Origin of the sequence: Pseudoalteromonas sp. SR43-5 (assembly GCF_014163835.1) — a bacterium.
Classification (GTDB): domain Bacteria; phylum Pseudomonadota; class Gammaproteobacteria; order Enterobacterales; family Alteromonadaceae; genus Pseudoalteromonas; species Pseudoalteromonas distincta.
On sequence record NZ_JACJEA010000063.1, the window covers coordinates 1 to 3,406 of the forward strand.

A 3,406-nucleotide genomic window follows, 5' to 3' on the forward strand; every position below is an offset into this window, starting at 1 on the left:
GCCTGGTGATAACATCAAGATGACAGTAACTCTAATCGCACCAATCGCGATGGATGAAGGTCTTCGTTTTGCTATCCGTGAAGGTGGTCGTACTGTAGGTGCTGGTGTTGTAGCAACTATCGTAGCGTAATTATTAGCCTAGCTAATTATTACCAAAAAGCCCGAGCTTAGTCTCGGGCTTTTTAATGTCTAAAATAAAGTACGATTTAAGATGCCGCTTTAACCTTAGGTGAAGATACTTGGTAACAATACTCAAAGTATCATTAGTGGTATTACTAAAAACCCGAGCTAAGCTCGGGTTTTGATAAGTTATGAATGTGCCATACTTAGCTGAAAACTATTCAATATTTTGGATCTGTTCTCTCATTTGTTCAATTAGTACTTTTAGCTCTACGGCTGCAGTAGTGATGTCACTATTGATAGACTTAGACGCTAGCGTGTTAGCTTCACGATTAAATTCTTGCATCATAAAATCTAAGCGGCGGCCACATGCGCCTCCTTTTTTAAGGATTTTTTTAGTTTCTTTAACGTGAGACTTTAAGCGATCTAGTTCTTCAGCTACATCTTGTTTTTGAGCAAGATAAATAAGTTCTTGTTCAAGGCGTGACTCGTCAATGTTTGCTGCTAAGTCTTCTAGCTTTTGAGCAAGTTTTTCACGCTGCCATTTAGCAATCTCAGGCATATGCGTTTCTACAATTTCTACTTGCTCTAGAATTGCATCAAGGCGTATTGCTATCATTTCTTCAAGGTTTGCACCTTCATCGCCACGTGCAGATTTAAAATCTTCGATTACTTGATCAAGACCAGCTATTAATGCTGTATTAACGCTATCCATATCAAGCTCCTGTGCTTCCATAACGCCAGGCCAACGTAATATATCAACAGGGTTAATATCGCCATTACTTTGTTGTTGAACCCATTTAGCGCTATTTATTAGTTGTTCAGCAAGTGCTTGGTTAATTGATAGCTCGCCAACGTGGGCAGGATTTGCCACAAACTTTAAAAAGACCTCAACTTTACCGCGTTGTAAGTGTTTGCGTAAACGCTCACGAATAACTGGCTCCATGCCACGAAATTGCTCTGGTGCGCGTATAAATGTTTCAAGGTAACGCTGGTTTACTGAGCGAACTTCCCAAGTGCCAGTACCCCAATCGCCTTTTATTTCGCGACGCGCATAAGCTGTCATACTGTGGATCATGGATATTTTCCTAAATTTATAAATACAATATTATGATGATTATACCGTAACACTGCTTAAGCTCTAGGGAAAATTTAATACACTGAATATTTTGCATACAGCTATTTATTTAAATCAACATGGTATCTATACCCACATACACTTATAATGTCGCAAATTCTGAATTAAGGGGATCGTCAATGCGTCCAAGCGAAAGAACACCTAACCAAATTAGACCTGTTACATTTACACGTAATTATACTTTGCATGCTGAAGGCTCAGTACTTGTTGAGTTTGGTAACACCAAAGTACTTTGTACAGCTACTGTTGAATCGGGCGTTCCTCGTTTCATGAAAGGTCAGGGTAAAGGTTGGATCAATGCTGAATACGGTATGTTACCGCGAGCAACGCATACGCGTAATGCTCGAGAAGCTGCACGTGGTAAGCAGGGCGGTCGTACTATGGAAATTCAGCGCTTAATTGCACGTGCACTTCGGGCTGCTGTTGACTTAAAAGCACTTGGCGAAAACACAATTACCATTGACTGTGACGTTATTCAAGCTGACGGCGGTACACGTACTGCTTCTATAAGTGGTGCATGTGTTGCACTTGTTGATGCACTAACACATATGCGTGCAAAAGGTATGATTAATTCAAACCCACTTAAACATATGATTGCAGCTATTTCAGTTGGTATTTACAAAGGCCAAGCAATTAGCGATTTAGAATACATTGAAGATTCAGCAGCAGAGACTGATATGAACGTAATTTTAACTGAAACAGGTAAAATTATTGAAATTCAAGGTACAGCTGAAGGCGAACCTTTCTCGTTTGATGAGCTAGATGAGTTACTTACTTTAGCTAAACATTCTATTCGCGAAATTATTGACGTACAAAAGCAAGCATTAGCATAAATAGGTAGGCCACAAGATATGAAAGATTATCAAAAAGAGTTTATAGAATTTGCTCTAGAGAAGCAGGTGTTAAAATTTGGTGAGTTTACATTAAAGTCTGGACGCACAAGTCCTTACTTTTTTAATGCTGGTTTGTTTAATACTGGTCGAGACTTAGCGCGTTTAGGTCGCTTTTATGCATCGGCACTCGAAGATTCTGCTATAGAGTACGATGTATTATTTGGTCCTGCGTACAAAGGTATTCCAATAGCGACAACAACAGCGGTTGCCTTAGCGGATCATCATGATAAAGATGTACCTTACTGTTTTAATCGTAAAGAGAAAAAAGCACACGGTGAAGGCGGCACATTAGTAGGCTCAGAACTCAATGGCAAAATTATGCTAGTTGACGATGTAATTACTGCAGGTACTGCGATTCGTGAGTCGATGGAAATCATTGCACAAAATGGTGCTGACCTTAGTGGTGTTTTAATTGCGTTAGATCGCCAAGAAAAGGGTAAAGCTGAATTATCAGCTATTCAAGAAGTTGAGCGTGACTTTAATACCAAAGTGATTTCAATTGTAAAATTAGCTGATCTTATCAGTTACCTTGAAAGCCAAGGCACAATGGATGAGCATTTAGCCTCAGTTAAAGCTTACCGTGATCAATACGGCGTAGCATAAATAAAAAGCCTCGCAGTGCGGGGCTTTATTTTGACCTTCATTCATAGAGTTTATTAATGAAAGATATATTAAAACCGAATGGCTTAGGCCTCAAGCGTGTTTTCAAAGCAACCTATTGCTCTTACCTTGGCTTTAAAGCAGCATTTAAAGAAGAAGCAGCATTTAGGCAAGAGCTACTATTAAGCCTTATATTATTTCCTATTTCATTTTGGCTTGCTTCATCACTATTACACTGGGCAATACTAATTAGCTCACTGCTTATTATATTAATAGTTGAATTACTAAACTCCGCCATTGAAGCATTAACAGATCGAGTAAGTACAGAGTTACATGTATTGTCAGGTAGGGCCAAAGATATGGGATCTGCAGCCGTAACACTTTCATTAACGATCGTATTGATCATCTGGGGTGTAAGCCTCTATATGAAGATCGTTTAACTCTACTTCTAATATAAAATAGGTTTGAACCCCGTTAGTTGTTAATAATTTGATGGTTATGTTGTATTTTTAACGTGTTTAGCTCAAATTCTCAGCGAACAGCACATTATTTCAAGTTTTCTTCAAAAAAGGGTTGATCTGTTTTCGGATCTCCCTATAATGCGACCCCACTGAGACGGGAAACAGCAACGCATAGCGAGGCACGAACAACTCAG

4 protein-coding genes and 1 pseudogene are annotated in these 3,406 nt (G+C 39.2%); 4 read left to right on the forward strand and 1 reads right to left on the reverse strand.

What is annotated here, in order from left to right:
• Positions 1-130, forward strand: a pseudogene (locus tag H5090_RS20400) (elongation factor Tu); the annotation flags it as partial.
• A gap of 207 nt (positions 131-337) precedes the next feature.
• Here the strand turns inward: H5090_RS20400 and H5090_RS20405 are convergent.
• Positions 338-1,198, reverse strand: coding sequence for a YicC/YloC family endoribonuclease (locus H5090_RS20405; protein ID WP_182696612.1), 861 nt, complete (start codon positions 1,196-1,198; stop codon positions 338-340).
• Positions 1,199-1,377: 179 nt separating this feature from the next.
• Between H5090_RS20405 and rph the strand changes: the two genes are divergently transcribed.
• From rph to H5090_RS20420, 3 genes are read left to right on the forward strand one after another with little or no spacing between them, the layout of a single operon-like run.
• The gene (gene rph / locus H5090_RS20410) at positions 1,378-2,091 is read left to right on the forward strand and encodes a ribonuclease PH (RefSeq protein WP_002958890.1); all 714 of its coding nucleotides are present in this window, start codon (positions 1,378-1,380) and stop codon (positions 2,089-2,091) included.
• An 18-nt stretch (positions 2,092-2,109) separates the two neighbouring features.
• Positions 2,110-2,754: an orotate phosphoribosyltransferase gene (gene pyrE / locus H5090_RS20415; protein ID WP_002958891.1), complete on the forward strand. Its 645-nt coding sequence runs from the start codon at positions 2,110-2,112 to the stop codon at positions 2,752-2,754.
• Positions 2,755-2,810: 56 nt separating this feature from the next.
• A complete protein-coding gene (locus H5090_RS20420) occupies positions 2,811-3,191 on the forward strand; it encodes a diacylglycerol kinase (protein ID WP_182696613.1) in 381 nt (126 codons plus the stop codon).
• Positions 3,192-3,406 lie beyond the last annotated feature (215 nt).

What these genes read in the sequence shown, in the direction of transcription:
- pyrE (WP_002958891.1), top strand. Translation starts at nt 2,110, where the DNA reads ATGAAAGATTATCAAAAAGAGTTTATAGAATTTGCTCTAGAGAAGCAG.
- H5090_RS20405 (WP_182696612.1), bottom strand. Translation starts at nt 1,198, where the DNA reads ATGATCCACAGTATGACAGCTTATGCGCGTCGCGAAATAAAAGGCGAT.
- H5090_RS20420 (WP_182696613.1), top strand. Translation starts at nt 2,811, where the DNA reads ATGAAAGATATATTAAAACCGAATGGCTTAGGCCTCAAGCGTGTTTTC.
- rph (WP_002958890.1), top strand. Translation starts at nt 1,378, where the DNA reads ATGCGTCCAAGCGAAAGAACACCTAACCAAATTAGACCTGTTACATTT.